This is a genomic window from Pseudomonas sp. NPDC087803, from assembly GCF_044742995.1.
In the GTDB taxonomy this organism is placed as follows: domain Bacteria; phylum Pseudomonadota; class Gammaproteobacteria; order Pseudomonadales; family Pseudomonadaceae; genus Aquipseudomonas.
In genome coordinates this window covers 1-26,498 of the sequence record NZ_JBIUVO010000069.1, presented here as the reverse complement: position 1 = coordinate 26,498, position 26,498 = coordinate 1, and the positions used below count along the sequence as shown (strand labels likewise).

Sequence of the window (26,498 nt, the reverse complement as noted above, 5' to 3'; positions counted from 1 at the left end):
CGACGGCTTCAAAAGCCTGAAAGAAGGCCAACAGGTTTCTTTCATCGCTACCCGCGGTCAGAAAGGCATGCAAGCTGAAGAAGTACAAGTTATCTAACTTGTAGCTTCTTTAGAAAAGAGCCCCGCCCTCAAAAGCGGGGCTTTTTTGTGGGCGTGTGTTTTTCCACGCGCAAAAAAAGATCGCAGCCCGCGACAGCCCTCCTGTAGGAGCTGCCGCAGGCTGCGATCTTTTGCCTGTGCGTTACCAGGCCACGCCAAACCCTGCGGTGTAGCGGGTCTTGTTCAAATCCGCATCCTTGGTGCCACTGATGATGTCACGCTCGGCCTTGAGGTTGAGCGACGCCCAGTCGGTGACCTTGTAACGCAGGCCCATCTCGGCATCCAGCGCGTAGTTGGCTACGTCAGACAGCGGCTTGCCCAGTTCGCCATTGGTGAAGAACTCGACTTTCTTGCCGATCAGGTAGCGGTTGTAATCCCACTTCATGGCGACCGAGTAGAAGTTGTCCTTGCCACCATCGCTGTACTCATAATCGGTGCGGTTGAGCAGCGAGCCGAGCGAGAACGCGCCCAACTCGTCGTCCCAGAACTGGTAGCCCGGACCGGTACCGACCACGCGCTGGCGCGACAGCTCTTCAACGTAATCACGCTTGTAGTTCAGGCGCCCCTGCCAGAACCACTTGTCGGTGAGGAAGCGGTCAAGCGCATATTCGGCGCGCCAGTTATTGGTGGTGACCTGCTCGTCCTGCACTTCGCGGTTGTACTCGCCCTCGGCGGTGTGCCGCCAGCGACCATGACGTGCCGTGGTCTTGAAGTCGATGTCGTAGTCGTCGGTGTCCTTTTCGGCACGCTGATAATCCATCGCCAGACCAATATTGCCCTTCCACACCAGATCCTCGACCACCGGTTTCGGTTTGAGAATCTGCTGGATGCTCGCCAGCTCCACGGTTTTCGGCGCCTCACCATTGGCCAGGGTGACCTTGCCGTCATCGGCGGCGGTCAGCGACTTGGCTTTTTCACCGTTGTAGGCGTCCTGTTTGACCAGCAGTTCCTGATCGCTTTGCAGGGTCTTGACCTCTTTCCAGTCGATGCTGACCGCACCCGCATACTGGGTCTGGATCAGCAACTTGCCGCCATCGAAAACGGAAATTTTACCGCTCAACTTGTCACCGTTCTTCAACCAGACGGTATCGGCAAGCAGCGGAGTGGAGGCACTGAAGACGGCAAGGCACAGCAAGGTTCTGGACAACATAAGCGGATCGAGGGCTCAAGTTTGCGAAAAAAGGTCGGCATTATCCGTAGGAATAAGGCCCTGACAAGCACTGACCGGGCGAATTCCATTGAGTTCATTTCTCATCTGCGCGCCGACGGATTACCCTTGAACCCATCGACCACCCCTTGTTCAGGAACTGTGCAGGTGAAAGAGCCGATCCATCCCGACGAAAGCCCGGCGCAAATCCGACGCACGGCGCTCTATTCGACGCTTGCCCAGGTACCTGAGGGCAAGGTGGTCAGCTATGGTCAGTTGGCTGAACTTGCAGGATTGGGGCGCGCCGCCCGCTGGGTCGGCCGGACCCTGAGCCAATTACCCGCCGATACCAGGCTGCCGTGGCACCGGGTACTGGGCGCCGGCGGTCGGATCAGTCTGCCTCTCGGCAGCCCTTCGGGGGACGAACAACGCGCACGATTACGTTCTGAAGGCGTCACCGTCCTGAACAATCGTGTGGATATTCAGCGCCATGGCTGGCGCCCGATAGAGCACAGCGGTTAGAGTGCGCGCTTTGTTTTCGCAATCTTGAGGCAGACTTCAGCCCATGCCCCGTAAAACCTGGCGCGCCGCGCTCGCCGCCTATGCCAGTCCTTCGACGCTCGTGCTGTTGTTGCTCGGTTTCGCTGCCGGCCTGCCGTACATGCTGGTATTTTCGACGCTTTCCGTCTGGCTGCGTGAAGCCGGCGTTGCCCGTGAAACCATCGGCTACGCCAGCCTGATCGGCCTGGCCTACGCCTTCAAATGGGTCTGGTCACCGCTGCTCGACCAATGGCGCCTGCCTTTATTGGGCAAGCTCGGCCGCCGTCGTTCGTGGCTGGTGCTCTCGCAAACCCTGGTGATTCTGGGCCTGATCGGCATGGGTTTCTGTGATCCGCAGAAACACCTGTCCTGGCTGATCGCCATTGCCGTCATCGTCGCCTTCGCCTCCGCCACGCAGGACATCGCGGTCGACGCCTACCGTCTGGAAATTGCCGACGACAGCCGCCAGGCCGCGCTGGCCGCCAGTTACATGTCCGGCTACCGCGTCGCCGCCCTGCTGGCCACCGCGGGCGCACTGTTCTTCGCCGAGGGCTTCGGTTCCACCGGTTTCAACTATCAGCATTCGGCCTGGACCGGCACCTACGCGCTGTTCGGGGTGCTGATGATCCCCGCCCTGCTGACGTCGCTGCTGATGCGCGAACCGCCAGTGCCACTGCGCACGCAGTTGCAGGCTGGCCGCTACAGTTTCGTGCATCAACTGGCCTCGGTATTCGTGCTGATCGTGCTGCTGGTGTCGGTGCCGGCGATGTTCACCCAGCTCTACAACACCGATTTCGCCAGCGTGCTGTTCGGCAGCATGAGTCCGCTCGACCTGCTGCTCGAAGACCGCGCCTTCCTGCGCGCCATCCTTTACACCCTGCTCACCGGTCTGTGCCTGTCGACCATGGGCCGTCGCGGCCTGGCGCCGGTGCTGACCCCGGTCAACGACTTCATCCTGCGCTACCGCTGGCAGGCGTTGCTGTTGCTCGGTTTGATCGCGACCTACCGGATGTCCGACACGGTGATGGGCGTGATGGCCAACGTGTTCTACATCGACCAGGGCTTCACCAAGGACCAGATCGCCAGCGTCAGCAAGATTTTCGGCCTGATCATGACCCTGGTCGGCGCCGGCATGGGTGGCCTGCTGATCGTGCGCTTCGGCATCCTGCCGATCCTGTTCATCGGTGGCGCCGCTTCGGCGGCGACTAACCTGCTGTTCGTGATGCTCGCCGATATGGGCCCGAACCTGCAGATGCTGGTGGTGACCATCTCTCTGGACAACTTCAGTTCCGGCCTCGCGACCTCGGCGTTTGTCGCCTACCTGTCGAGCCTGACCAACCTGAAGTTCTCGGCCACCCAGTACGCCCTGCTCAGTTCGATCATGCTGTTGCTGCCGCGCCTGATGGGCGGCTATTCCGGGGTAATGGTCGAGAAGTTCGGTTACCACAGCTTCTTCATGATCACCGCACTGCTCGGCGTGCCGACACTGCTGCTGATCGCCCTGCACTGGTTCCAGGAAAACCGTCGCGAAGGTCCGACACCCACGCCCGAGCCTGTGCCAAGCACCGCCGTCGAAGAGTCGTAGGACATTTCAGCTACGGCGGGAGGATTCCCGCCGTTGAGCCTCACCGCCGAGCGCAATCCTGTACGTCGGCAAATCTCGCCGGTACACTGCTCCGTCATTTCCAGTCATAGCAACCGACAACGGCCAACCATGCGCACCAGTCAATTTTTGCTCGCCACACAGAAAGAAACGCCTTCCGATGCGGTCGTCGTCAGCCATCAGCTGATGCTGCGCGCCGGCATGATCCGCAAACTCGCTTCGGGCCTGTACACCTGGCTGCCGATGGGCTTGCGGGTAATGCGCAAGGTTGAAGCCATCGTTCGCGAAGAAATGAACGCTGCCGGTTCTCTTGAAGTGTTGATGCCGAGCACCCAACCGGCCGAGCTGTGGCAGGAATCGGGACGCTGGGAAGAATATGGCCCTGAGCTGCTGCGCATCAAAGACCGCCACGGTCGCGACTTCTGCGCGGGCCCGACCCACGAAGAAGTGATCACCGATCTGATGCGCAATGAGTTGAGCAGCTACAAACAGCTGCCGATCAACCTGTACCAGATCCAGACCAAATTCCGTGACGAAATCCGCCCACGCTTCGGTTTGATGCGCGGCCGCGAATTCATCATGAAGGACGCCTACTCGTTCCACGCCGATCAGGCTTCGCTGCAGGTCACCTACGACCGCATGCACCAGGCGTACTGCAACGTGTTCACCCGTCTGGGCCTGAAATTCCGTCCGGTTGAAGCCGACAACGGTTCGATCGGTGGCGCTGGCTCCCACGAATTCCACGTACTGGCCGAATCCGGCGAAGACGACATCGTCTTCAGCAACGGTTCCGACTACGCGGCGAACATCGAGAAAGCCGAAGCCGTGCCACGCGAAACCTCGCGTCCAGCACCGACCGAAGAGCTGCGCCTGGTCGACACCCCAGACACCAAGACCATTGCCGCCCTGGTGGAAAAATTCAATCTGCCGATTGAAAAGACCATCAAGACCCTGATCGTCCATGCCGAAGAGCCAGGCAAGCTGATTGCCCTGGTCATCCGTGGCGATCACGAGCTCAACGAAATCAAGGCCGCCCAGCAACCAGGCGTGGCCAACCCGCTGGTCATGGCTTCTGATGCCGAACTGCGTGACGCCATTGGCGCCGGCGCCGGTTCGCTCGGCCCGCTGAACCTGCCACTGCCGATCATCATCGACCGCTCGGTCGAGCTGATGAGCGACTTCGGTATCGGCGCGAACATCGACGACAAGCACTACTTCGGCGTGAACTGGGAGCGCGATCTGCCGGTTCCGACCGTCGCCGACCTGCGTAACGTCGTCGCCGGCGACCCAAGCCCGGACGGCAAGGGCACTCTGGAAATCAAGCGCGGCATCGAAGTCGGGCACATCTTCCAGCTGGGCAACAAGTACAGCAAGGCGATGAAGTGCGAGGTCCTGGGCGAGAACGGCAAGCCGGTGACCCTGGAAATGGGTTGCTACGGTATCGGCGTATCCCGCGTGGTGGCTGCCGCCATCGAGCAGAACAACGACGACAAAGGCATCATCTGGAGCGACACCCTGGCGCCGTTCCAGATCGCCCTGGTACCGCTGCGCTATGAAACCGAGCAGGTGCGCGAAGCCACCGACAAGCTGTACGCAGAATTGACTGCGGCCGGTTTCGAAGTGCTGCTGGACGATCGCGACAAGAAAACCAGCCCGGGCATCAAGTTCGCGGACATGGAGCTGATCGGCATTCCGCACCGGATCGTGGTCAGCGACCGCGGCCTCGCCGAAGGCAACCTGGAATACAAGAGCCGCACCGAAGCCGAAGCGCAAGCGCTGCCGGTCGCCGATGTGGTGTCCTTCCTTCAGGCCCGTATCCGCCGCTGAATCCAGATAGAGACCTCATGTTCAAGCGAAACACCTTGGGCCTCGGTGGCGCCGCCTTGTGCGGCGCCCTGCTGGTCAGCGGCTGTGCCAATCAGATGTCACAGCGCAGCGAGCACGAAGAGCGGGTCGAGCGCAAACTGCTCGATCACAGCCTGCAGATCGATGTCGGCGAGCCTAAGGTGCTCGAGCTGCCGCAACGACGCGTGAAGATCAACGAACAGAAGACCTTCGAAGTCACCGAGTTCGAAGTCACCCGTCGTTACGATCGCTACACGCCCTACCAGCCCTGGCGCGAAATCTACGAGATTCCGCTGGGCGCGGTGGCCGTGGTCGCCGGTATCGGCGCCAATGTGGTCAACGTGTTCGCTCTGGGCAACCTGCCGGACAGCGTGACCAAGGACTGGTTGAACTACGGCATCGCCGGGGTCAACCCGTTCATGAACGTGCAGTCCCACGGTCGTGCGCAACAGAACCTGGCCGGTATCGATGAAGTCCAGCGCGAGAAGCGCACGGAGTATTCGAGCCTGCCGTGGAGCGAGCGCCCGGTGCAGGTCAAGGCTGGCAAGCAGACCTTCGACATGACCACCGACCGCAACGGTGTGCTGCGCCTGAACCTGCTGGACAGCCCGTTCGCCGAAAATGACCTTAATCATATCGGCAAGCTGCAGATCAGCGTCGAAGACGCCAAGGATGACGTGCACAGCGACTCGTCCCTGGCCATCAGCAGCCACCTGCGCAGCAAGTTGCTCGAAGCGCACGGGCTGATTTACGACGACCTGGAAGACGACGAAGTCAGCCAGTGGGTCCACCGGGTCAAGCGTCTGTCGGAACTGGGTCTGGAAGAAGAAGCCAGCGAGCTGGAGCAAAGCCTGATCGAACTGACGCGCAACGATCCTGAGTTGCAGGCGGAATTTCTCAAGTCACTGACCAAGGATGCCGGGCGTCTGGTGGCGGATCCGGGACCGAATTAAGCTTTATTAAAAGATCGCAGCCTGCGGCAGCTCCTACTTTGGAATGCGCCCTCCTGTAGGAGCTGCCGCAGGCTGCGATCTTTTGCTTTTAACGATCTACCGCTCAAACAACTCCATCTGCTCAAACCCTCCGCGCAAATCCTCCAGCCTGACCCCCACCCCCAACAACCGCACCGGTTTCCCGCCCCGGTTGAACGCCTGCGTCAGCATCAACTGATAACTGCCCAGATCGCGCCCTGCCCCGGCTTGCTCCAGCGTGGTCTGGGTAAAGTCATGAAACTTGACTTTGACGAACGGCTTGCCCGGGCGATAACTGCTGTCGATCCGCTCCATGCGGGTTTTCAGGGTTTCCAGTAGCTCCGGCAGTTTGTCGAGGCAACTGCGCAGATCCGGCAGATCGACGTCGTAGGTGTTTTCCACACTGATTGACTGACGACGACTGTCGTTGTGCACCAACCGGTCATCAATCCCACGGGCCAGACTCCACAATCGCTCACCGAAACTGCCGAATTCACGCACCAGCGCCAACTTGTCCCACTCGCGCAGTTGCAGGCAATCGACGATGCCGAGCTTGCCCAGCTTGTCGGCGGTGACTTTGCCGACGCCGTGGAGCTTGCTCACCGGCAGACCACTGACAAACTCCTCGACCTGATCCGGGGTAATCACGAACAACCCGTTGGGTTTCTTCCAGTCACTGGCGATCTTCGCCAGAAACTTGTTCGGTGCCACGCCCGCCGACACGGTGATGTGCAACTGATTGGACACTCGCCGCCGGATGTCCTGAGCAATGCGTGTGGCGCTGCCACCAAAATGCGCGCTGTCAGAGACATCGAGGTAGGCCTCGTCCAGCGACAGTGGCTCGATCAGATCGGTGTAATCGCGAAAGATCGTATGAATTTCCTTTGAAGCTTCGCGATAGGCGTCCATGCGCGGCCTGACGATGGTCAGGTCGGGGCACAGCTTCAAGGCGTGTCCGGATGACATCGCCGAACGCACGCCATACGCCCGCGCTTCATAGTTGCAAGTGGCAATCACCCCGCGCCGATCCGCCGACCCACCCACAGCCAGAGGTTTGCCGGCCAGGTTCGGGTCGTCGCGCATCTCGATGGCGGCGTAGAAACAGTCACAGTCGACGTGGATGATTTTTCGCTGGGTCATGACAGAAAAGGAAACATGGCGAGCCGGAAACGCAGTATCTCACTGACACCTGTATATAGCACCAGTGGTCTGAATGTTCTTTTCAGGCTGTGGGAAAACAGCCTTGAATTTATTTTCTCAATCGAGAATCGCTGGTCGATAGAGCTGAAAGCCTTGTCCCACCTGCCCTGCGCTCTCGTCGTCCTTAGCAGAAAAAGCGCTAACCAATTGAACAGGAACAGATTTATCCCGATTCGAGGTTGACAGCCCGGCGATCCTCTGTAGAATGCCGACACACAGACGCGGGATGGAGCAGTCTGGTAGCTCGTCGGGCTCATAACCCGAAGGTCGTCGGTTCAAATCCGGCTCCCGCAACCAAACATCAAAAAAGGCTACTCGAAAGAGTGGCCTTTTTTGTATCTGTGGAAAAAGTCCTTTCGCAACAATGATCTGTCACGCTGCAGTGAAACGCTCAGGATCGTCAGACCCGCCGAGTTGCGACTATGCTTGAGTCGCAGGCAAGACGTCTGCAATCCATGACCCGCCCTCGCCGATCCCGGATGAGAGGCGTAGTATTTTGTGATTATTTTTTTCTACAGGGATTGGTAACTTGGCTGGATACCTCCATCCTGTCGCGCACAATCCAAGAGGTGATTGATGCGCGCCAACTCGTCTGATCCACAAGACACCGTCACAGCAGAACATCCGATCAAGCCCGAGCGCCTGCGCTTGCTGGATCGGTTGAGCAAATATCGCCAGCCGATCGGGCTCGCGGTCACGTTGCTGTTGTTTGCCATTGCGCTGATTGCCTGTCGCCATCTGCTGAGCGAACTCGATCTCTATGCGCTGCACGACTCGATTCTCGACGTGCCGAAACCGGCCCTGCTCGGTGCACTGGGTGCGACCGTGGTCGGCTTCATTATTCTGCTGGGCTATGAATGGTCGGCCAGCCGCTACGCCGGCGTGACTCTGCCGCCGCGTACGCTGGCGCTGGGCGGCTTCACCGCGTTTGCGATTGGCAACGCCATCGGCCTGTCGCTGCTGTCCGGCGGTTCGGTGCGCTACCGTTTATATGCACGTCACGGGCTGGGGGCTTCGGAAGTTGCCCACATGACCCTGTTCGCCAGCCTGTCGCTGGGCTGCGCGCTGCCGCCACTGGCTGCGCTCGCCACCCTCAGCGACCTGCCTGCGGCCTCTCAGGCGCTGGGTCTGTCCGAAGGACTGCTGGGCAGTATCGCCGGAGTCATTCTGCTGCTCGGCGCCGTTTTGGCGATCGGCATTTATCGCCGCCGCTTGCCGGAACAGCCGTACCGCGACAACCTGCTGGTCCGCGCCGGACGCCGCACGTTGCGCCTGCCGGGCCGACGCCTGACCTTCCTGCAACTGATCATCACCGCCCTCGATGTCGCCGCAGCCGCCACCGTGCTTTATCTGCTGCTGCCGGAAGCCCCGCCGTTCGGTGCCTTCCTGCTGGTGTACCTGCTGGCCCTGGCCGCAGGCGTCCTCAGCCATGTGCCGGGGGGTGTCGGGGTTTTCGAAGCGATTCTGCTGGCCGCGTTCGCCGACACCCTCGGCGCTGCACCGCTGGCCGCCGCCCTGCTGCTCTATCGTCTGATCTATGTCGTGCTGCCACTGCTGGTGGCCTGCGTGTTTTTGCTGATCAACGAAGGCCAGCGCCTGTTCCAGACCCAGACCATGCGCGCGGCGTCCGGTCTGGCCGCGCCGATTCTGGCAGTGCTGGTATTCCTGTCCGGCGTGGTGCTGCTGTTTTCCGGGGCCACTCCGGAGATCGACACGCGTCTGGAACACATCGGTTTTCTGATTCCGCATCGCCTGGTCGACGCCTCGCACTTCGGCGCCAGCCTGATTGGTGTGTTGTGTCTGTTGCTCGCCCAGGGTTTGCGCCGTCGTCTGTCGGCCGCGTGGATGCTGACCACTATTCTGTTGCTGACAGGTGCCCTGCTCTCGCTGCTCAAAGGCTTCGACTGGGAAGAAGCCACGTTGATGACGCTCACTGCCGCGTTGCTGGGGGTGTTCCGCCGTTCGTTCTATCGCCCGAGTCGCCTGACCGAACTGCCGTTCTCGCCGCTGTACCTGGTGGCCAGCCTCTGCGTACTGGGGGCTTCGACCTGGTTGTTGCTGTTCGCCTATCAGGACGTGCCTTACAGCCATCAACTGTGGTGGCAGTTCACCCTCGACGCTGACGCCCCGCGTGGCTTGCGCTCGCTGCTTGGCGCTGCGGTGCTGTTGCTGGTGATTGCCCTGACCTGGCTGTTGCGGACCGCGCGCCCGGTGATCCACCTGCCGACCCCGGACGAACTGGACCGCGCGGCGAAGATTCTGATGGCCTCGTCACAACCCGACGGTGGCCTCGCCCTGACCGGTGACAAGGCGTTGCTGTTTCACCCCAACGACGAGGCGTTCCTGATGTACGCCCGCCGTGGCCGCAGTCTGGTGGCGTTGTACGACCCGATCGGCCCCGGCCAGCAGCGCGCCGAAATGATCTGGCAGTTCCGCGACCTGTGCGACATCCATCACACTCGCCCGGTGTTCTATCAGGTACGTGCCGAAAACCTGCCGTACTACATGGACATCGGCCTGACCGCGATCAAGCTCGGGGAAGAAGCCCGGGTCGATCTGCATCGCTTTGACCTGGAAGCCAAGGGCAAAGAGATGAAGGACCTGCGCTACACCTGGAACCGTGGGACCCGCGATGGTCTGTCGCTGGAAATCCATGAGCCGGGCCAGGCGCCGATGGACGAGTTGAAAGTGATTTCCGATGCGTGGCTGACCGGCAAGAACGTGCGCGAGAAAGGCTTCTCCCTCGGTCGATTCAGCGACGATTACCTGAAGCATTTCCGCATTGCGGTGATTCGCTTCGAAGGCCGCCCGGTGGCGTTCGCCAACCTGCTCGAGACTTACAGCCATGACCTGGCCAGTCTCGACCTGATGCGTGCGCACCCGGACGCCCCCAAGCTGACCATGGAATACATGATGGTCGGCCTGATTCAACACTATAAGAGTCACGGATACGCGCGCTTCAGCCTGGGCATGGTGCCGTTGTCGGGGTTGCAACCCCGGCGTGGTGCACCGCTGACCCAGCGTCTGGGCTCGATGGTCTTCCGCCGTGGTGAGCAGCTGTACAACTTCCAAGGCTTGCGCCGCTTCAAAGACAAGTTCCAGCCTGACTGGGAACCCCGTTATATGGCAGTGCCCGCCGGACTCGATCCGCTGGTGGCGCTGGCCGATACTGCTGCCCTGATCGCGGGCGGCTTGACTGGATTGGTGAAACGCTGATGATTCAACGCTCCCTGAAGTACATCCTGGCCGCACTGATTGTGCTGGCCGTGATTGCCGGCGGCGGTTACTGGTACCTCAAACGCCCGGCACCGCAACCGACTCTGCAACCGCTGACTGCCGCCGATGGCACGGTCATGACCCGCGTCATTCCTGGCACCCAGCCCAAGGCTCAGGTACTGGTCGCGGTGAATGACGACCAGAAACTGACCGACAACCAACTGAGCACCCTGAGCCGCAGCGCCTCGGCGCAGATCGTTCAGGTGATTCTGCCCAAGGACTGCCTGCAACAGAGCCGTGCTCTGCAAACCGGGCTGCGTGAACTGAGTGGCCCGGCCACGCTGGTCAGCGGTATCGGCCCTGGCGCCGTGCTGGCCTGGCGCTGGTTGTCCGAGCAGAAAGACGACAAGGCCCAGGCGATCTCGGTTGACCTGGCCCTGGAAAAACCCGGCTGCACCCACCTGCTGCCGAAATCCGCGGCTCACGGCCACTGGCTGGTGGCATGGAACGACAACCCGGACGACACCAGCGCCGGTTTCGTGCGCGATCAACCGAACGCCGAAACCAGCATCAGCGACTACGACATCAACCTGCCGCAAGTGCTGAACAACGAACTGCGCAAGATCCTCGTCGGCGGCGACAAGGCCAATGGCGGCCTGGCGATCCCGGTGGTTGAAGTGCCGGCCGGTCAGGCCAAGGACACCGTGACCCTGTTCCTTTCCGGTGACGGCGGCTGGCGCGACCTCGACCGCGACGTGGCCGGCGAGATGGCCAAGATCGGCTATCCGGTGGTCGGCATCGACACCCTGCGCTACTACTGGCAGCACAAGAGCCCGGAGCAAAGCGCACTGGACCTGACCGAACTGATGCAGCACTACCGGCAGAAATGGGGCACCAAGCGCTTCATCCTGACCGGTTACTCATTCGGTGCCGACGTCCTGCCGGCGATCTACAACCGCCTGCCGGACACCGAGCAGCAGCGCGTCGACGCCATCATCCTGCTGGCCTTCGCCCGCACCGGCAGCTTCGAAATCGAAGTCGAAGGCTGGCTCGGCAACGCCGGCAAAGAAGCCGCCACCGGCCCGGAAATGGCCAAGCTGCCAGCGTCTAAAGTGGTGTGCATCTACGGCGCCGAAGAAACCGACGAGAGCGGCTGCACCGACAAGACAGCAGTCGGCGAAGCGGTAAAACTGCCCGGCGGCCACCACTTCGACGAGAACTACCCGGCGCTGGCCAAGCGTCTGGTGGACTTGATCGAGAAGCGTCAGAGCAAGGATCAGCCGACAGAGTGATCTGATCCGGCCAAACAAAAAGCCCCTGCAGCCTTACGGTTGCGGGGGCTTTTTACATTTCAGACAATCACCCCGCTTCTCTGTAGGAGTGAGCCTGCTCGCGATGGCGGAGTGTCAGATGGCGGATCATGGACTGACACTCCGCCATCGCGAGCAGGCTCACTCCTACAGGGAATTGCGCTGAATTCAAATAATCATCAATCCTTGCAGGCGTATCTTGCCCGCATATCGTAATGGCTGATCGCTTGAGCCGGATCGAAGTTGATCAATCGCTCCATAGCTTCCGCTTCAATCCGAAGGTTCTCGAGATCATCCTGCTTTTCTTGTTCCGATGATGCAGTCATACGCGTCTCGCTCATTTGCACACGCCAGTTCGTGTCAGACGTTTAGTATCGTTTACTTCCAGTTTCGCAATATCGGATGACGCCCACAGACCTTGTAGGCAAACTCCGAAACTGCCGCGACCTGCGCGCACGAAGACCGAGTCTGAAGCAGAGTTACCTGAAAGCTTGTAGAGGGTTGAAGATCAAAAGATCGCAGCCTTCGGCAGCTCCTACATGGAATGCGAAACCTGTAGGAGCTGCCGAAGGCTGCGATCTTTTGATCTGGAGTTGCCGCCCACAAAAAAGCCCCCGCCAGCCGCAAAGCTGACGAGGGCTTTTTGATGATGCCGGATTACATCTCCACCTGCGTCCCCAACTCAATCACCCGGTTCAGCGGCAGATTGAAGAAGCGCAAGTTGCCGTTGGCATTCTTCAACATGAACGCAAAGAGCGCCTCGCGCCAGCGGGCCATGCCTTCGAGTTTCGAGGCGATCACCGTTTCGCGGCTGAGGAAGTAGGTGGTGCGCATCGGGCTGAAGTCCAGATCATCCAGATGGCACAGCTTCAATGCCTGCGGCACGTCCGGCTCGTCGGTGAAGCCGAAGTGCAGGATTACCCGGAAGAAGCCTTCGCCGTAGGAGTCCACCTCAAAGCGGCGTGCCGGCGGCACGCGCGGGATGTCTTCGTAGACCACGGTCAGCAGCACCACTTGCTCGTGCAGCACCTGATTGTGCAGCAGGTTGTGCAACAACGCGTGCGGTACGGCGTCGGAGCGCGCGGTGAGGAACACCGCGGTGCCCTGCACACGGTGCGGCGGTTGCACGCGAATGCTGCTGATGAAGATCGGCAGCGGCAGCGCGCCTTCGTCGAGGCGCTCGACCAGCAATTGCTTGCCGCGCTTCCAGGTGGTCATCAGCACGAACAGGGCAATACCGGCGATCACCGGGAACGCACCGCCCTGCACGATTTTCGGCACGTTGGCGGCGAAGTACAGACCGTCCACCAGCAGGAAACCGATCAGCACCGGCACCGCGAGGATCGGTGGCCACTTCCACAGCAGCAGCATGACGGCTGACACCAGAATGGTGGTCATCAGCATGGTGCCGGTCACCGCAACGCCGTAAGCCGAGGCCAGTGCGCCGGACGATTCGAAGCCGAGCACCAGCAGCACAACGCCGACCATCAGCGACCAGTTCACCGCGCCGATGTAGATCTGGCCCTGCTCGTCGCTGGAGGTGTGCTGGATGTACATGCGCGGAATGTAGCCGAGCTGGATCGCCTGACGGGTCAGGGAGAACGCACCGGAAATCACCGCTTGCGAGGCGATCACCGTGGCCAGGGTCGAAAGCCCCACCAGCGGAATCAGCGCCCAGCTCGGTGCCAGCAGGTAGAACGGGTTACGCGCCGCTTCCGGGTTTTCCAGCAGCAAAGCACCCTGACCGAAGTAGTTCAGCACCAGTGCAGGCAGCACCAGCAGGAACCACGCACGGGCAATCGGCTTGCGCCCGAAATGGCCCATGTCGGCGTACAGCGCTTCGGCACCGGTCAGCGCCAGTACCACGGCGCCGAGAATCGCCACGCCCATGCCTGTGTGAACCATGAAAAAGCGCACGGCCCAGACCGGATTCATCGCGTGCAGCACTTCCGGGTAATGGCTGATGCCGTAAACGCCGAGGGCGCCGAGCACCAGGAACCAGGTGACCATTATCGGCCCGAACAGAATGCCGATCCGCGCCGTACCGTGGCTCTGGATCAGAAACAGTGCGACCAGCACCACCAGCGACAGCGGCACCACCCAGTGGTCGATGCCGTCGAATGCCAGGCCCAGGCCTTCGATCGCCGACAACACGGAAATCGCCGGGGTGATCATGCTGTCGCCGTAAAACAGCGCCGCGCCGATCAGCCCGCAAACCACCAGCAACGAACGCAACTTCTTGCGCTCCCCCGCCGCACGCCGAGCCAGTGCGGTGAGCGCCATGATGCCGCCCTCGCCCTGGTTGTCGGCGCGTAGGACGAACATCATGTACTTGATCGAGACGACCCAGATCAGCGACCAGAAGATCAACGACAGAATGCCCAGCACCCCATCGTGATTGACGGGCACGCCATAGCCGCCGGAAAACACTTCTTTGAGGGTGTACAACGGGCTCGTGCCGATGTCGCCGTAAACCACCCCGACTGCCGCGACCAGCATGCTCAGCGGTTTTGCAGCCGAATGCTCGGCGCCCGCCGCCTGACTACTTGCCTGACCCATCCAACACTCCTACTTCTCAGAACCGGCTTCTTTGAATGAAGCACTATGCTTTGTGGTGCAGCATGCGCTGTTTTACCTGTTGTTACAGACGTTTTGTTGACTGTAAAAAATTGGTAAAGCTCAACGGCGCGAAGCATAGCGCAGCACTCGTCGTATTTCCCTGCATAAAGCTGGTCAAGTGCGTTGCTCACCGCTAGAATTGCGCACTTTTTGATCAGAGGCGCACCCTAAGCGCCCATCCGTCGGCTTTCCTACACGGCAAGCGACGTCACAAAACACCGAGGTTAGACATGTCCACCACTCCTGCGCCGGCCAATCCAAAGGTTGGCTTCGTATCTCTGGGTTGCCCGAAAGCACTGGTCGACTCCGAGCGCATCCTGACCCAGCTGCGCATGGAAGGCTATGACGTGGTGTCTACCTACCAGGACGCCGACGTGGTGGTGGTCAACACCTGCGGCTTCATCGACTCGGCCAAGGCTGAGTCGCTGGAAGTGATTGGTGAAGCGATCAAGGAAAACGGCAAGGTGATCGTCACCGGTTGCATGGGCGTGGAAGAAGGCAACATCCGCGACGTGCACCCGAGCGTGCTGGCCGTGACCGGTCCGCAGCAATACGAGCAAGTGGTCAACGCCGTGCACGAAGTGGTGCCACCGCGTCAGGATCACAACCCGCTGATCGACCTGGTACCGCCGCAAGGCATCAAGCTGACTCCGCGTCACTACGCCTACCTGAAGATTTCCGAAGGCTGCAACCACAGCTGCAGCTTCTGCATCATCCCGTCGATGCGCGGCAAACTGGTCAGCCGTCCGGTGGGTGACGTGCTCGACGAAGCCCAGCGCTTGGTCAAATCCGGCGTCAAAGAGCTGTTGGTGATCTCGCAAGACACCAGCGCCTACGGTGTCGACGTGAAATACCGCACCGGTTTCTGGAACGGCGCGCCGGTGAAAACCCGCATGACCGAACTCTGCGAAGCGCTGAGCACCTTGGGCGTCTGGGTCCGTCTGCACTACGTTTATCCGTACCCGCACGTCGACGAGCTGATCCCGCTGAAGGCCGCCGGCAAGATCCTGCCGTACCTGGACATCCCGTTCCAGCACGCCAGCCCCAAAGTCCTCAAGACGATGAAACTCGCCCTGCGTTCGAAGACAAGAACCTGGCGCGGATCAAGAACTGGCGCGAAATCTGCCCGGACCTGATCATCCGTTCGACCTTCATCGTCGGCTTCCCGGGCGAAACCGAAGAAGACTTCCAGTACCTGCTGAACTGGCTGACCGAAGCCCAGCTCGACCGCGTCGGCTGCTTCCAGTACTCGCCGGTCGATGGCGCGCCTGCCAATGATCTGGACCTGGAAGTGGTGCCGGACGACGTCAAGCAGGACCGTTGGGAGCGCTTCATGGCGCACCAGCAGGCGATCAGCTCGGCGCGCCTGCAAATGCGCATTGGCCGTGAAATCGAAGTGCTGGTGGACGAAGTCGACGAGCAAGGCGCCGTCGGCCGCTGCTTCTTCGATGCCCCGGAAATCGACGGTAACGTATTCATCGACAACGGCAGCAACCTCAAGCCGGGCGACAAGGTCTGGTGCAAAGTCACCGACGCCGACGAATACGACCTGTGGGCTGAGCAGATCTAAGCACCACAAAATACCTGTGGGAGCGGGCTTGCTCGCGAAGGCGGTGTATCAGTCACTGGATATGTCGACTGATACGCTGCTTTCGCGAGCAAGCCCGCTCCCACAGGGGATAGTCGTGTCATCAAAAGCCCCGCTCTTTTTACGAGATGCGGGGCTTTTTTACGGCTATCGTTTACCGGGGGAAGGACTCCCTTGAAACGAACAAGAGGCCATCGGGCATGCGTCAGCATTCGGTCATTCACACGCCGAAACTCAGCGATTATCAGGAACTGACCCGGGTCTGGGAGGCCTCGGTTCGCGCGACCCATGATTTTCTGCCGGACAGCTACATCGAGTTGCTGCGCAATCTGGTGCTCACCCGTTATCTGGACGCGGTGATGCTGATCTGCACCAGAGATCATCAGCAGCGCATCACCGGTTTCGCCGGGGTGGCGGCAGGCAAGATCGAAATGCTGTTCATCGACCCCGCGCACCGTGGCCAGGGACTGGGCAAGCAATTGCTGAACTACGCCATGCAGCACCTGAACGCCGATGAACTCGACGTCAACGAACAGAACCCGCAGGCACTGGGGTTTTACTTCAAGCAGGGTTTTGAAGTGATCGGCCGTTCGGAAGTGGATGGCATGGGTCAGCCGTATCCGCTGCTGCATATGCGTTTGCGGCAGAATCAGCAGCGCTCGAGCCATGCCTGAAACCCCACCGTACCTCTGTAGGAGCTGCCGAAGGCTGCGATCTTTGCTTTTTGAAGATCAAAAGATCGCAGCCTTCGGCAGCTCCTACAAATGGAACCGGGCTTAACCGGCGCCAGGCAGGTACAATGCCCACCCCTTTTTTGTTACGGCCCTGTCATGACTGACCCGATTCGCCTCTCTAAACGCCTCATCGAACTGGTCGGTTGCTCCCGCCGGGAGGCCGAGCTGTTCATCGAGGGCGGCTGGGTCACCGTGGACGGCGAAGTGATCGACGAACCGCAATTCAAGGTCGGCGACCAGAAGGTCGAACTCGACAAGGACGCCCAGGCCACCGCGCCGGAGCCGGTGACCATCCTGCTCAACGTGCCGGCCGGCATGGATGTCGACAGCGCCATGCAATCGCTCAGCGCCGAAACCCTCAGCGACGAGCACCGCTACGGTAAACGCCCGCTGCGCGGCCACTTCCTGCGCCTGACGGCCAGCGCCGATCTGCAGCCCAGGGCCAGCGGCCTGCTGGTGTTCACTCAGGACTGGAAAGTCCTGCGCAAACTGACTGCCGACGCGGCCAAGATCGAGCAGGAATACGTGGTTGAAGTCGAAGGCGACATGGTTGCCCACGGCCTCAATCGCCTGCAGCACGGCCTCACGCACAAGGGCAAGGAGCTGCCGCCGGTCAAGGCCAGCTGGCAGAACGAAAACCGTCTGCGCTTCGCCATGAAGAACCCGCAGCCGGGGATCATCGCGCAGTTCTGCGAGGCGGTTGGCCTGAAGGTCGTCGGCATTCGTCGCATCCGCATCGGCGGCGTGTCGATCGGCAAGGTTCCGCTCGGCCAATGGCGCTACCTGTCCGGCAAAGAGAAGTTCTGAAGCCTCTGTTGCCGCCACACATTCCGGCAGCGCGCCTGCGCGTTGCCCACAACGATTATCAGGATTACCCACATGATTCATAACGACGTACTGCGCAGCGTGCGCTACATGCTCGACATCAGCGACAAGAAAGTTGTCGAGATCATCAAACTCGGCGGCCTGGACGTGGAGCTGAAAGACGTCGTCGCGTACCTCGACAAGAAAGAAGAAGACGAAGAAGGTTTCGTGCGCTGCCCGGACGAAGTCATCGCACACTTCCTCGACGGTCTGGTGGTATTCAAGCGTGGCAAGGACGAAAGCCGTCCGCCGCAGCCGATCGAAGTGCCGGTGACCAACAACATCATCCTGAAAAAGCTGCGCGTGGCCTTCGAACTGAAGGAAGACGACATGCACGCGATTCTCAAGGCTGCCGAGTTCCCGGTGTCCAAGCCTGAGCTGAGCGCGCTGTTCCGCAAGGTCGGCCACACCAACTACCGCCCGTGCGGCGACCAGTTGCTGCGCAACTTCCTCAAGGGCCTGACCCTGCGCGTTCGCGGCTGATCTGCGGATCACTCTGAGTCGGCGGCGCGGCCTTCGCGAGCAAGCCCGCTCCCACAGGTTTTGTGCTGAACACAAAATCTGATTTCAAGTGAAATCCCTGTGGGAGCGGGCTTGCTCGCGAAGGCGTCGGCCCCGTCATCACCTGCCTTGAAGCCCTCCGGGTTATCATGCCCGCCCCGCTCCCGCCTTGATTACCGAACATGACTTACAACGTCTCCCCCATCGGCTTCGTGCGCTCCTGCTTCAAGGAGAAGTTCGCCATCCCGCGCCAGCCGCAACTGGCCCCGGCCGCCCGTGGCGTGCTGGAACTGGTCGCGCCGTTCGATCAGGGTGATGCCGTGCAGGGGCTGGAGCAGGTCAGCCATGTCTGGCTGTTGTTCCTGTTTCATCAGGCGCTGGAAGAAAAGCCGCGGCTGAAGGTGCGGCCACCGCGTCTGGGCGGCAACAAGTCCATGGGCGTGTTCGCCACTCGTGCGACGCACCGGCCCAATGGCATCGGTCAGTCGGTGGTGAAGCTGGACAAGGTCGAGGCCAATCGGCTGTTCATCTCGGGGATCGACTTGCTCGACGGCACACCGATTCTCGACATCAAACCCTATGTGCCTTACGCCGACATCATTCCTGATGCCTCCAACAGCATCGCCAGCGCCGCGCCACAGCTGATTGACGTGCAGTGGACGGACACCGCGCTGCAACAGGCGCACGGCCATGCTCAGCGCCTTGGCGAGCCTCTGGTCGAGTTGATCGAGCAGTGCCTGGCGCAGGATCCGCGTCCGGCGTACCAGACGCCGACACCAGAGCGCGAATACGGCGCGCAGTTCTGGGACCTGGACGTGCGCTGGCATTACCCGACGCCGGAGCAGATTCGCGTGCTGGAAGTCGTCCCGGCCATAGCCTGAAACACCGCCCCATGTAGGAGCTGCCGCAGGCTGCGATCTTTTGATCTTGCCTTTTTTAAGATCAAAAGATCGCAGCCTTCGGCAGCTCCTACATGGATTGTGGCGGGCATTAATGAAATATTTCGGGCATAAAAAAGCCCCCATTGCCTGCATAGGCAATGGGGGCTTTTTCGGGGTGCTTACTTCTCGACGAACGCACGCTCGATCAGGTAGTCACCCGGCTCGCGCATCCGCGCCGAGATCTTCAGGCCGAAGCTGTCGAGCACTTCGCTGGTCTCGTCGAGCATGCTCGGGCTGCCGCAGATCATCGCGCGGTCGTCCTGCGGGTTGATCGGTGGCAGGCCGATGTCGCTGAACAGCTTGCCGCTGCGCATCAGGTCGGTCAGGCGACCCTGGTTCTCGAACGGCTCGCGGGTTACGGTCGGGTAGTAGATCAGCTTGTCACGCAGCGCTTCGCCGAAGAACTCGTTCTGCGGCAGGTGCTCGGTGATGAATTCGCGGTAGGCGACTTCGTTGACGTAGCGCACGCCGTGCACCAGGATCACTTTTTCAAAGCGCTCGTAGGTTTCCGGGTCCTGAATCACGCTCATGAAGGGCGCCAGACCGGTGCCGGTGCTCAGCAGATACAGGTGTTTGCCCGGGTTCAGGTCGTCCAGCACCAGGGTGCCGGTAGGCTTTTTCGAGATGATGATCTCGTCGCCTTCCTTCAGATGCTGCAGCTGCGAAGTCAGCGGACCATCCTGCACCTTGATGCTGAAGAACTCGAGATGCTCTTCCCAGTTCGGGCTGGCAATCGAGTAGGCACGCATAAGCGGGCGGCCGTTGGGCTGTTGCAGGCCGATCATCACGAACTGACCGTTCTCGAAGCGCAGGCCCGGATCGCGGGTGCACTTGAAGCTGAACAGAGTGTCGTTCCAGTGGTGAACACTGAGGACACGCTCGTGGTTCATGTTGCTCATGTACGTGGGACTCCTGGATATTGGGTCTGCGCTGGCCTTTGCGGCTGACAGTGCGCAATTGCATCGCATTCTAATAGCGACGACAATATCTGTTAACTGGATTATTAAGATAAGGGTTATCGGTTATATAGATATGCGATTTACTCTTCGTCAACTGCAAGTCTTCGTCGCCGTCGCCCAGCAGGAAAGCGTATCCCGTGCTGCGGGCCTGCTCAACCTCTCGCAATCGGCGGCGAGCACCTCGATCACCGAACTGGAGCGCCAGTCCAGCTGCCAGCTGTTCGACCGTGCCGGCAAACGGCTGAGCCTCAACGCCTTGGGCAGGCAGCTGCTGCCGCAAGCGGTGGCCCTGCTCGACCAGTCCAAGGAAATCGAAGACCTGCTCAACGGCAAATCCGGTTTCGGCTCACTGTCGGTGGGCGCCACCCTGACCATCGGCAATTACCTGGCGACCCTGTTGATCGGCGGTTTCATGCAGCGCCATCCGGAAAGCCAGGTGAAACTGCATGTACAGAACACTGCCAATATCGTGCATCAAGTCGCTCACTATGAAATTGATCTGGGTCTGATTGAAGGCGACTGCAGTCATCCGGACATCGAAGTCCAGAGCTGGGTGGAAGATGAACTGGTGGTGTTTTGTGCGCCGCAGCATCCGCTGGCCAAACGCGGCAGCGCGACCATGGAAGAGTTGACCCATGAAGCGTGGATTCTGCGCGAACAAGGCTCCGGCACGCGCCTGACCTTTGATCAGGCCATGCGTCACCATCGCAGTGCGCTGAATATCCGTCTGGAGCTGGAGCACACCGAAGCGATCAAGCGCGCGGTGGAATCAGGATTGGGGATTGGCTGTATATCGCGACTGGCGCTACGTGATGCCTTTCGGCGCGGCAGTCTGGTGGCGGTGGAAACCCCGGATCTGGACCTGGCGCGGCAGTTTTACTTCATCTGGCACAAGCAGAAATACCAGACCTCGGCCATGCGCGAGTTTCTCGAGCTGTGCCGCGCTTTCACCGCCGGGGTGCAGCGCAGCGACGAGATCGTCTTGCCGAGTATCGCTTAAAGCAGAATCACCGCCCACACCAGGGCAATCATGCTCAGGGCCACGAATTGCGCGGCGCTGCCCATGTCCTTGGCGTTCTTCGACAACGGGTGCAGTTCCAGCGAAATGCGGTCGATGGCCGCTTCCACCGCCGAATTCAGCAACTCGACGATCAGCGCCAGCAGGCACACCGCGATCAACAGCGCCTGTTCGACGCGACTGACATTCAGGAAGAACGTCAGCGGAATCAGCACCACATTGAGCAGCACCAGTTGGCGAAATGCCGCTTCACCGGTGAAGGCTGCGCGCAGGCCGTCCAGCGAGTAACCGGATGCGTTGAGGATGCGTTTCAGGCCGGTCTGGCCCTTGAAAGGTGACATAACGTAAAAACCAACCAGAAGGGAGTGGGAAAGCTAGAGCAACAAAAGTCAAAAAAGCGTGAAGACGCCAGCCATTATTGGCTCGGAATTGACTCAAGTTGTTGCAGAAGTAAAGCCGCCTGTGTCCGCGTGCGCACGTTCAACTTGCGAAAGATCGCCGTGACGTGAGCCTTGATGGTCGCTTCGGACACGTTCAGCTCATAGGCAATCTGCTTGTTCAGCAGGCCTTCACAGACCATGGTCAGTACGCGGAACTGTTGCGGGGTCAGGCTGGCAAGGCCGTCGCTGGCGGCTTTGGCTTCGGCGGAGACGCTGACCGCCTCGAACGCCTGCGGTGGCCAGAACACGTCGCCATCGAGCACTTTGCGCACGGCTTGCTGAATCACGCTGAGGTCGCTGGACTTGGGAATGAAGCCACTGGCGCCGAATTCGCGGGACTTGACCATGACCGAGGCTTCTTCCTGCGCCGAGACCATCACCACCGGAATCTGCGGGTACTGTCCGCGTAACATGACCAGACCGGAAAAGCCGAAAGCGCCGGGCATGTTCAGGTCGAGCAGGACCAGATCCCAGTCAGCCTTCTCGGTCAGACGCGTTTCCAGTTCGGCGATGCTCGCCACCTCCACCAGTCGCACATCCGGGCCAAGGCCCAGGGTTACCGCCTGATGCAGTGCGCTACGAAACAGCGGGTGATCATCGGCAATCAGGATGTCGTATGTGGCCATTTTTCAAATGATCCTGTTTTTTGATGGCAGGCCCGACGCATTCGGGCCTCACCAAAGCAACTCAAGACAGCGCTGCACAGCGCTATCCACAGGGGCACGTTCAACGCCAATCACTTGCAAACACGGCGTTTCAAACCTTGGCCGCACCCTAATCGGCGCCAAGCATGCCCAGCGCAGCCGGGGTGGTCAAGCAGCACGGCCGCCGCGCTGTGAAGTATGGGCCACTATGGGGCCAACACCGCTTGCGGCTTTCGTATATAAGGCAACAACTCGGCGTGGGCCGGAGTTGACTCGTTCATGTCCAGCTGCTGTTTCGCGCCCAGATAATGCTGGCTGAACACATCGAAATACGCGTCCAGTGCCGAAGCGGCATCGCGGTCCCCCGCCAGTTCTAGGCACAGCGCTGCCACTTCGGCGGTGCACAGGTGCTCGCTGCGGGTGGAGCGGCGCAGACGATAACGCGAAAGTTTGTCCGGCAGCAGGCTGAGGATCGGCAAGCGGTCAAAGTACGGGCTCTTGCGGAAGATCTTGCGCGCCTCGGTCCAGGTCGCATCCAGCAGGATGAACAACGGTCGCTTGCTGCTATCGGCGGCGACGGTGTTGGTCACCCGCGACGGCTCGACGTATTCGCCGGGAAACACCAGGTACGGCTGCCATTGCGGGTCATTGAGCAGCGCCAGCATCTGCGGGTCAGGTTCGGTGCGCGACCAGATGAATGCATGGTTGTCGCGCACCACATCGGCGATCAGCCAGCCGGTGTTGCTCGGCTTGAACACTTCCTTGCCGGTCATGATCAGGCACACCCCGGAGCGGGTTTCGACGGTCGGACGCCAGGCACACAGGCAATGGCTGATGATCACCCGACAGTCGCGGCAACGTTCGGAGCGAAAACCTCGCGCCTGAATCGGCTTGATGCCTTCATCCTCGCGCTGGTCGCGCAGGCGGGCGACGGCGTTGGGGGCGTGATTCATTGCAGGCAGCGCCCGAAGGCAGGAAAACTCGACACAAACAGCACTCGGCAAGGCAATAAAGGTCGCCAGTTTATCAGAGCGACGGGCACAAGCCTGTACCGTCCAGACCGGCTCCCCTATAATTCGCCGCCACTGAACGCACAGCCACGGGGCTGGTCGAACCACCAGTCACTGAATCAGGAGAGTTTCATGCTGCGCCTTATCGTTCCTACCGCGGCCATCGCCATGGCGTTGTCCTTCAGCGCACACGCTGCGTCCCTGAGTGAGCAGAATCTGAACCAAGAGCTGCGCCGTGTCGCCGAGCAAAGCAGCGTGGGTACCCCACGGGCGATCAACGAAGACATTCTCGATCAAGGCTACACCGTCGAAGGCACTACGCTGATCAACCACCTGAGTGTGCAGGCCAGCCACGCCGAGAAGATGCGCGCAGACCCAAAAGCCGTGTATTTCCAGCTGGGTGCTTCGGTGTGCAATAACCCGTCGTACCGCAAGCTGATGGCCAAGGGCGCCGTGATGCGCTACGACTTCAGCGAAGTGAAGACCAACCGCGCGATCGGTTCGGCCAGCTATCAGGAGTCCGACTGTCCGAAAGCCGCCCCGGCGAAGAAGAAGTAATCATCGGGAATTGGCGCGCCGTTGCTCATCTTCGGCGCGCAACTCGGCCACCAGAGCCTGTAAATAGCGGGAACGCCGCTCACCGCCCGCCAGACGCCGGCAGCACTCCTCTTCGAGACTCACTTGATTGGTCTCGGCCGATGCTTTGAGCATCCGATACAACTGCGTATCGATCTCCAGAATCACTCTGACCATCTATCCCGCCTCCTTGCCTCCACGAATCCTTGAAAAGCGCGCACCTTGCGTACGACAAATGACGCAAAGCTGTCGTACGGTGCCTGTAAGTTAGTAAATCAGAGCGATTGCTCTACGGTGTACGTTCGGACGAGCGGTGGCTGATTACGTGAAGAGGCAATCAGCAGTTGCCAGAAAGGATTCTGCGGGGCAATGATCAAGTCAGCGCAAATGCGTGCGAAGGTCTAGATTCAAAGTATTCCCGATCACTTGTTCACGGCAGCAAAGGAACTGCCGATCGTGTGTGTTTTTGCAGCGCGGCACTGACGCCGCACGTCAGGGCTACGAGCTCTGTGCAGAAGGAGACGTTGAATGCCTTACCAACCGAATGACCTGCTCAGCCGGCATTTTCAGGAACAACTCCCCGACCTCATCAGCAAGGTCGAAGAACAACTCAACCAGGTTTCCCCCAACAGCCCGAACCTGCCGATTTACCGCGACATGATCCTGACCGTGCTGCGCATGGCCCAAGAGGATCACAACCGCTGGAACGCCAAGATCACCCTGCAGGCCCTGCGCGAACTGGAGCAGGCGTTCCGGGTGCTGGAACAGTTCAAGGGACGACGCAAAGTCACCGTGTTCGGTTCGGCGCGCACCCCGGTCGAACATCCCCTGTATGCCATGGCCCGGGAACTCGGCGCGGCCCTGACACGCTCGGACATGATGGTCATTACCGGTGCCGGTGGCGGGATCATGGCCGCCGCGCACGAAGGTGCCGGGCGCGATCACAGCCTCGGGTTCAACATCACCCTGCCCTTCGAACAACATGCCAACCCGACCGTAGACGGCACTGGCAACCTGCTGCCGTTCCACTTCTTCTTTACCCGCAAGCTGTTTTTCGTCAAGGAAGCCGATGCATTGGTGCTGTGCCCTGGCGGATTCGGCACACTGGACGAGGCACTGGAAGTACTGACACTGATCCAGACCGGCAAAAGTCCTTTGGTGCCGGTGGTATTGCTGGATGTGCCGGGGGGTACGTTCTGGCAAGGCGCCCTGGATTTCATTCGCCAGCAGCTCGAAGAGAACCACTACATCCTGCCCACCGACCTGAAACTGATGCGCCTGGTCTATAGCGTCGATGAGGCGGTGCAGCAGATCAACCAGTTCTACAGCAACTTCCACTCCAGTCGCTGGCTCAAGCGTCAGTTCGTGATTCGTATGCATCACAAGCTCAGCGATCAGGCTCTGGAACATATGCAAGAGGCTTTCGCCGATCTGTGCCTGAGTGACCAGTTCCATCAACACGCCTTCAGCGGTGAGGAACATGACGAAGCGCAGTACAGCCATCTGGTGCGGCTGGCCTTCGCGTTCAATGCCCGGAACCATGGCCGACTCAGGGAGCTGGTGGATTACATCAACCTCCCGGAAAACTGGGCCCACAGCAAACCGCAGACCACCCAACGTGCACGTGAGCCATCAAAGGTAATCTGAAGGCAAAAAAAAACGGCCCGCTATTTTCATAGCGGGCCGTTTTTGTTCAACCGTGTTAATCGTCCATCCCTCTGCCGCTGAACAAGCGGTTGATCATCTCCATCGAAAAACCCCGATAGGCGAGGAAACGGCCTTGTTTGGCGCGTTCCTTGGCATCAATCGGCAGGTGCCCGGAGAACTTGCGTTGCCACGTTTCGCGAAGCTGCTCCCGCCAGTCGATACCGCTTTCACGCAGAGCGAGTTCGATATCGGCGCGCTGCAAACCGCGCTGGCCCAACTCTTCGCGAATGCGCAAAGGGCCGTAGCCGGAACGGGCACGGTAGGAAACAAAGCTTTCAAGGTAACGGGCTTCGGAAAGCAGCCCCTCTTCCGTCAACCGGTCGAGGGCTGTTTCGATCATTTGCGCCTCAGCGCCGCGCTGACGCAGTTTACGCGTCAGTTCGACTCGACCGTGCTCGCGTCGAGCGAGCAGGTCCATGGCGGTTCGCCGCACCGCGACGAGGGTATCGAGTACGGCGGTGGTCATCGCTGAGATCAGATATCAGCGTCAGCCAGGTCGTCCTCGGTCTCTTTGACCGCAGAGGCCTTGGAGTCCGCGATCACTGCTGGAGACAGCAGTTTGTCACGCAGCTGCTTCTCGAGTTTGGCAGCGATTTCCGGGTTATCCGCCAGGAACTTGGCCGAGTTGGCCTTGCCCTGACCGATCTTGGTGCCTTCATAGGCATACCAGGCGCCGGACTTCTCGACGAAACCGTGCAGCACGCCCAGGTCGATCATCTCGCCATTGAGGTAGATACCCTTGCCGTAAAGAATCTGGAACTCGGCCTGACGGAACGGCGAAGCCACCTTGTTCTTCACAACCTTGACGCGGGTTTCGCTGCCGACCACTTCGTCGCCTTCCTTCACCGCGCCGGTACGGCGGATGTCGAGACGAACCGAGGCGTAAGACAAAAGAGCCGTACAAACCGCGGTGGTTTACGGGGAGGAAATAAACCCCACCGTATCACCGAAAACCACAAAACAGGA

The 26,498-nt window shown here is 60.2% G+C and carries 24 protein-coding genes, 1 tRNA gene and 2 pseudogenes; 16 read left to right on the top strand and 11 right to left on the bottom strand.

Features of this window, described 5'->3' with window-relative positions:
• On the top strand, window positions 1–97 hold a 97-nt coding region (locus tag ACIOUG_RS23375), incomplete at its 5' end, for a cold-shock protein (RefSeq protein WP_401068994.1).
• Window positions 98–241: 144 nt separating this feature from the next.
• Here the strand turns inward: ACIOUG_RS23375 and ACIOUG_RS23370 are convergent.
• Window positions 242–1,249, bottom strand: coding sequence for a DUF481 domain-containing protein (locus tag ACIOUG_RS23370; RefSeq protein WP_027614345.1), 1,008 nt, complete (start codon window positions 1,247–1,249; stop codon window positions 242–244).
• Between the two features lie 165 nt (window positions 1,250–1,414).
• Between ACIOUG_RS23370 and ACIOUG_RS23365 the strand changes: the two genes are divergently transcribed.
• The 4 genes from ACIOUG_RS23365 to ACIOUG_RS23350 all read left to right on the top strand — a co-directional run bounded on the left by ACIOUG_RS23365 (window position 1,415) and on the right by ACIOUG_RS23350 (window position 6,187).
• On the top strand, window positions 1,415–1,768 hold the full coding sequence (locus tag ACIOUG_RS23365; protein ID WP_401068989.1) for an MGMT family protein: 354 nt from the start codon (window positions 1,415–1,417) through the stop codon (window positions 1,766–1,768).
• Window positions 1,769–1,811: 43 nt separating this feature from the next.
• Window positions 1,812–3,371: an AmpG family muropeptide MFS transporter gene (locus ACIOUG_RS23360; RefSeq protein ID WP_401068987.1), complete on the top strand. Its 1,560-nt coding sequence runs from the start codon at window positions 1,812–1,814 to the stop codon at window positions 3,369–3,371.
• Between the two features lie 129 nt (window positions 3,372–3,500).
• Window positions 3,501–5,216, top strand: a complete 1,716-nt coding sequence (locus ACIOUG_RS23355) for a proline--tRNA ligase (protein ID WP_401068985.1) — start codon at window positions 3,501–3,503, stop codon at window positions 5,214–5,216.
• Window positions 5,217–5,233: 17 nt separating this feature from the next.
• Window positions 5,234–6,187 (top strand): hypothetical protein, encoded by a 954-nt coding sequence (locus ACIOUG_RS23350; RefSeq protein WP_401068984.1) that lies wholly within the window; start codon window positions 5,234–5,236, stop codon window positions 6,185–6,187.
• Between the two features lie 96 nt (window positions 6,188–6,283).
• Here the strand turns inward: ACIOUG_RS23350 and dinB are convergent, their stop codons facing one another.
• On the bottom strand, window positions 6,284–7,345 hold the full coding sequence (gene dinB / locus ACIOUG_RS23345) for a DNA polymerase IV (RefSeq protein ID WP_401068982.1): 1,062 nt from the start codon (window positions 7,343–7,345) through the stop codon (window positions 6,284–6,286).
• 280 nt (window positions 7,346–7,625) lie between these two features.
• Between dinB and ACIOUG_RS23340 the strand changes: the two genes are divergently transcribed.
• The 3 genes from ACIOUG_RS23340 (at window position 7,626) to ACIOUG_RS23330 (ending at window position 11,913) form a co-directional block, all read left to right on the top strand.
• Window positions 7,626–7,702 (top strand) — tRNA-Met (locus ACIOUG_RS23340).
• A gap of 279 nt (window positions 7,703–7,981) precedes the next feature.
• The gene (gene mprF, locus ACIOUG_RS23335; RefSeq protein WP_401068980.1) at window positions 7,982–10,621 is read left to right on the top strand and encodes a bifunctional lysylphosphatidylglycerol flippase/synthetase MprF; all 2,640 of its coding nucleotides are present in this window, start codon (window positions 7,982–7,984) and stop codon (window positions 10,619–10,621) included.
• Window positions 10,621–11,913: a virulence factor family protein gene (locus tag ACIOUG_RS23330; protein WP_401068978.1), complete on the top strand. Its 1,293-nt coding sequence runs from the start codon at window positions 10,621–10,623 to the stop codon at window positions 11,911–11,913. The genes mprF and ACIOUG_RS23330 overlap by 1 nt, the downstream gene beginning before the upstream one ends.
• Window positions 11,914–12,110: 197 nt before the next feature.
• On the opposite strand, the gene ACIOUG_RS23325 is transcribed toward ACIOUG_RS23330, so the two are convergent.
• Window positions 12,111–12,272 (bottom strand): hypothetical protein, encoded by a 162-nt coding sequence (locus ACIOUG_RS23325; protein ID WP_401068976.1) that lies wholly within the window; start codon window positions 12,270–12,272, stop codon window positions 12,111–12,113.
• Between the two features lie 316 nt (window positions 12,273–12,588).
• A complete protein-coding gene (locus ACIOUG_RS23320) occupies window positions 12,589–14,430 on the bottom strand; it encodes a potassium transporter Kup (protein ID WP_401068992.1) in 1,842 nt (613 codons plus the stop codon).
• A 350-nt stretch (window positions 14,431–14,780) separates the two neighbouring features.
• Between ACIOUG_RS23320 and rimO the strand changes: the two are divergent.
• From rimO to tsaA, 5 genes and pseudogenes are all read left to right on the top strand, one after another.
• Window positions 14,781–16,120 (top strand): annotated as a pseudogene (rimO, locus tag ACIOUG_RS23315) (30S ribosomal protein S12 methylthiotransferase RimO).
• A 218-nt stretch (window positions 16,121–16,338) separates the two neighbouring features.
• Window positions 16,339–16,812: a GNAT family N-acetyltransferase gene (locus tag ACIOUG_RS23310; RefSeq protein ID WP_401068974.1), complete on the top strand. Its 474-nt coding sequence runs from the start codon at window positions 16,339–16,341 to the stop codon at window positions 16,810–16,812.
• Window positions 16,813–16,968: 156 nt separating this feature from the next.
• The gene (locus ACIOUG_RS23305; protein WP_401068972.1) at window positions 16,969–17,679 is read left to right on the top strand and encodes an rRNA pseudouridine synthase; all 711 of its coding nucleotides are present in this window, start codon (window positions 16,969–16,971) and stop codon (window positions 17,677–17,679) included.
• A 72-nt stretch (window positions 17,680–17,751) separates the two neighbouring features.
• Complete coding sequence (locus tag ACIOUG_RS23300; RefSeq protein WP_401068971.1) at window positions 17,752–18,219, top strand: DUF1456 family protein; 468 nt, start codon at window positions 17,752–17,754, stop codon at window positions 18,217–18,219.
• Window positions 18,220–18,419: 200 nt separating this feature from the next.
• Complete coding sequence (gene tsaA / locus ACIOUG_RS23295) at window positions 18,420–19,118, top strand: tRNA (N6-threonylcarbamoyladenosine(37)-N6)-methyltransferase TrmO (RefSeq protein WP_401068969.1); 699 nt, start codon at window positions 18,420–18,422, stop codon at window positions 19,116–19,118.
• 179 nt (window positions 19,119–19,297) lie between these two features.
• On the opposite strand, the gene fpr is transcribed toward tsaA, so the two are convergent.
• A complete protein-coding gene (gene fpr, locus ACIOUG_RS23290) occupies window positions 19,298–20,077 on the bottom strand; it encodes a ferredoxin-NADP reductase (protein ID WP_007908723.1) in 780 nt (259 codons plus the stop codon).
• 133 nt (window positions 20,078–20,210) lie between these two features.
• Here fpr and ACIOUG_RS23285 point away from each other — a divergent pair, with 133 nt between their 5' ends.
• Entirely contained in the window at window positions 20,211–21,137 is a 927-nt protein-coding gene (locus tag ACIOUG_RS23285) for a LysR family transcriptional regulator (RefSeq protein ID WP_401068968.1), read from the top strand.
• Here ACIOUG_RS23285 and ACIOUG_RS23280 read toward each other — a convergent pair.
• From ACIOUG_RS23280 to ACIOUG_RS23270, 3 genes are all read right to left on the bottom strand, one after another.
• Entirely contained in the window at window positions 21,134–21,496 is a 363-nt protein-coding gene (locus tag ACIOUG_RS23280; RefSeq protein ID WP_003222276.1) for a diacylglycerol kinase, read from the bottom strand. The genes ACIOUG_RS23285 and ACIOUG_RS23280 overlap by 4 nt on opposite strands.
• A 74-nt stretch (window positions 21,497–21,570) precedes the next feature.
• On the bottom strand, window positions 21,571–22,221 hold the full coding sequence (gene erdR / locus ACIOUG_RS23275) for a response regulator transcription factor ErdR (protein ID WP_401068966.1): 651 nt from the start codon (window positions 22,219–22,221) through the stop codon (window positions 21,571–21,573).
• A gap of 224 nt (window positions 22,222–22,445) precedes the next feature.
• Window positions 22,446–23,192 (bottom strand): tRNA-uridine aminocarboxypropyltransferase, encoded by a 747-nt coding sequence (locus ACIOUG_RS23270; RefSeq protein WP_401068964.1) that lies wholly within the window; start codon window positions 23,190–23,192, stop codon window positions 22,446–22,448.
• Window positions 23,193–23,381: 189 nt separating this feature from the next.
• On the opposite strand from ACIOUG_RS23270, the gene ACIOUG_RS23265 reads away from it, so the two are divergent.
• On the top strand, window positions 23,382–23,807 hold the full coding sequence (locus ACIOUG_RS23265; RefSeq protein ID WP_401068962.1) for a PA3611 family quorum-sensing-regulated virulence factor: 426 nt from the start codon (window positions 23,382–23,384) through the stop codon (window positions 23,805–23,807).
• On the opposite strand, the gene ACIOUG_RS23260 is transcribed toward ACIOUG_RS23265, so the two are convergent.
• Complete coding sequence (locus ACIOUG_RS23260) at window positions 23,808–24,002, bottom strand: hypothetical protein (protein ID WP_095188895.1); 195 nt, start codon at window positions 24,000–24,002, stop codon at window positions 23,808–23,810. It lies immediately after the preceding gene.
• A 351-nt stretch (window positions 24,003–24,353) separates the two neighbouring features.
• Here ACIOUG_RS23260 and ACIOUG_RS23255 point away from each other — a divergent pair, with 351 nt between their 5' ends.
• Window positions 24,354–25,472: a TIGR00730 family Rossman fold protein gene (locus tag ACIOUG_RS23255; protein WP_401068961.1), complete on the top strand. Its 1,119-nt coding sequence runs from the start codon at window positions 24,354–24,356 to the stop codon at window positions 25,470–25,472.
• Between the two features lie 55 nt (window positions 25,473–25,527).
• Here the strand turns inward: ACIOUG_RS23255 and recX are convergent, their stop codons facing one another.
• Window positions 25,528–25,998 (bottom strand): recombination regulator RecX, encoded by a 471-nt coding sequence (recX, locus tag ACIOUG_RS23250; protein ID WP_401068960.1) that lies wholly within the window; start codon window positions 25,996–25,998, stop codon window positions 25,528–25,530.
• Between the two features lie 8 nt (window positions 25,999–26,006).
• Window positions 26,007–26,447: pseudogene (locus ACIOUG_RS23245) on the bottom strand (DNA recombination/repair protein RecA); the annotation flags it as partial.
• Window positions 26,448–26,498 lie beyond the last annotated feature (51 nt).

Bases quoted from the DNA above. Each gene is read 5' to 3' on its own strand.
- ACIOUG_RS23300 (WP_401068971.1), top strand. From the start codon at position 17,752: ATGATTCATAACGACGTACTGCGCAGCGTGCGCTACATGCTCGACATC.
- mprF (WP_401068980.1), top strand. From the start codon at position 7,982: ATGCGCGCCAACTCGTCTGATCCACAAGACACCGTCACAGCAGAACAT.
- fpr (WP_007908723.1), bottom strand. From the start codon at position 20,077: ATGAGCAACATGAACCACGAGCGTGTCCTCAGTGTTCACCACTGGAAC.
- ACIOUG_RS23260 (WP_095188895.1), bottom strand. From the start codon at position 24,002: ATGGTCAGAGTGATTCTGGAGATCGATACGCAGTTGTATCGGATGCTC.
- ACIOUG_RS23350 (WP_401068984.1), top strand. From the start codon at position 5,234: ATGTTCAAGCGAAACACCTTGGGCCTCGGTGGCGCCGCCTTGTGCGGC.
- ACIOUG_RS23330 (WP_401068978.1), top strand. From the start codon at position 10,621: ATGATTCAACGCTCCCTGAAGTACATCCTGGCCGCACTGATTGTGCTG.
- ACIOUG_RS23255 (WP_401068961.1), top strand. From the start codon at position 24,354: ATGCCTTACCAACCGAATGACCTGCTCAGCCGGCATTTTCAGGAACAA.
- erdR (WP_401068966.1), bottom strand. From the start codon at position 22,221: ATGGCCACATACGACATCCTGATTGCCGATGATCACCCGCTGTTTCGT.
- dinB (WP_401068982.1), bottom strand. From the start codon at position 7,345: ATGACCCAGCGAAAAATCATCCACGTCGACTGTGACTGTTTCTACGCC.
- ACIOUG_RS23320 (WP_401068992.1), bottom strand. From the start codon at position 14,430: ATGCTGGTCGCGGCAGTCGGGGTGGTTTACGGCGACATCGGCACGAGC.
- recX (WP_401068960.1), bottom strand. From the start codon at position 25,998: ATGACCACCGCCGTACTCGATACCCTCGTCGCGGTGCGGCGAACCGCC.
- ACIOUG_RS23310 (WP_401068974.1), top strand. From the start codon at position 16,339: ATGCGTCAGCATTCGGTCATTCACACGCCGAAACTCAGCGATTATCAG.
- ACIOUG_RS23285 (WP_401068968.1), top strand. From the start codon at position 20,211: ATGCGATTTACTCTTCGTCAACTGCAAGTCTTCGTCGCCGTCGCCCAG.
- ACIOUG_RS23355 (WP_401068985.1), top strand. From the start codon at position 3,501: ATGCGCACCAGTCAATTTTTGCTCGCCACACAGAAAGAAACGCCTTCC.
- ACIOUG_RS23325 (WP_401068976.1), bottom strand. From the start codon at position 12,272: ATGAGCGAGACGCGTATGACTGCATCATCGGAACAAGAAAAGCAGGAT.
- ACIOUG_RS23370 (WP_027614345.1), bottom strand. From the start codon at position 1,249: ATGTTGTCCAGAACCTTGCTGTGCCTTGCCGTCTTCAGTGCCTCCACT.
- ACIOUG_RS23280 (WP_003222276.1), bottom strand. From the start codon at position 21,496: ATGTCACCTTTCAAGGGCCAGACCGGCCTGAAACGCATCCTCAACGCA.
- ACIOUG_RS23270 (WP_401068964.1), bottom strand. From the start codon at position 23,192: ATGAATCACGCCCCCAACGCCGTCGCCCGCCTGCGCGACCAGCGCGAG.
- ACIOUG_RS23305 (WP_401068972.1), top strand. From the start codon at position 16,969: ATGACTGACCCGATTCGCCTCTCTAAACGCCTCATCGAACTGGTCGGT.
- ACIOUG_RS23360 (WP_401068987.1), top strand. From the start codon at position 1,812: ATGCCCCGTAAAACCTGGCGCGCCGCGCTCGCCGCCTATGCCAGTCCT.
- tsaA (WP_401068969.1), top strand. From the start codon at position 18,420: ATGACTTACAACGTCTCCCCCATCGGCTTCGTGCGCTCCTGCTTCAAG.
- ACIOUG_RS23265 (WP_401068962.1), top strand. From the start codon at position 23,382: ATGCTGCGCCTTATCGTTCCTACCGCGGCCATCGCCATGGCGTTGTCC.